The following is a 531-nucleotide window of genomic DNA, read 5'->3' as shown; positions in this document are numbered from 1 at the left end:
AAAAGTGCTTCAACTCGAAGCGTACCTGTTTTAGCTTTACGAACATACCCTTTAACGGTATTCTTACTGATGGACAAGGTTCTGGCAATAGTTTTTATGCCCTTGCCCTGCTGGTGCATACGGAGTATTTGTTTTACTTGACTCATTCGTTTTGGTTTTCCGGCCATTACTTATCTTTTGATGGTATCCATCAAATAAACCAAAAACCAATTCAAAAAATGGGGGGCAGTATGATCCGGAATAATTTTACCGGAAAACCATTTTTAAATTTACAAGGGGGTCAGCATCCGCCGGAATGACAGATACCTAAAAGGTAGGCTTTAGAGGGGTCAGCTTAGTCCGGAATATCCAAACCGCATAAGTAACCCGGTTAGCGGCGAACTTGATTAAGTTCGCCGCTTTTGTGTTTGGGTACACGGCTCCGGGGATTGGTTTGGCCGCTTAACCAACTTGTTATGCGGTCAACGTATTCGGTTAAGCGGTCCACCTAATCCGTTTAGCCGTCAAAGCAACTTGTTTAGCGGCTCAAGG

The 531-nt window shown here is 44.1% G+C and carries 1 protein-coding gene; it reads right to left on the bottom strand.

Annotation, left to right across the window (positions count from 1 at the left end):
- Window positions 1-146: LuxR C-terminal-related transcriptional regulator (locus BT112_RS22175; protein WP_139275967.1), on the bottom strand; the 146-nt coding region annotated here is incomplete at its 3' end.
- Window positions 147-531: the final 385 nt, after the last annotated feature.

Source organism: Sinomicrobium oceani (genome assembly GCF_900119185.1).
Classification (GTDB): Bacteria; Bacteroidota; Bacteroidia; order Flavobacteriales; family Flavobacteriaceae; genus Sinomicrobium; species Sinomicrobium oceani.
The sequence above is the reverse complement of the archived record's forward strand: the minus strand, read 5'-3'. Positions and strand labels throughout refer to the sequence as shown.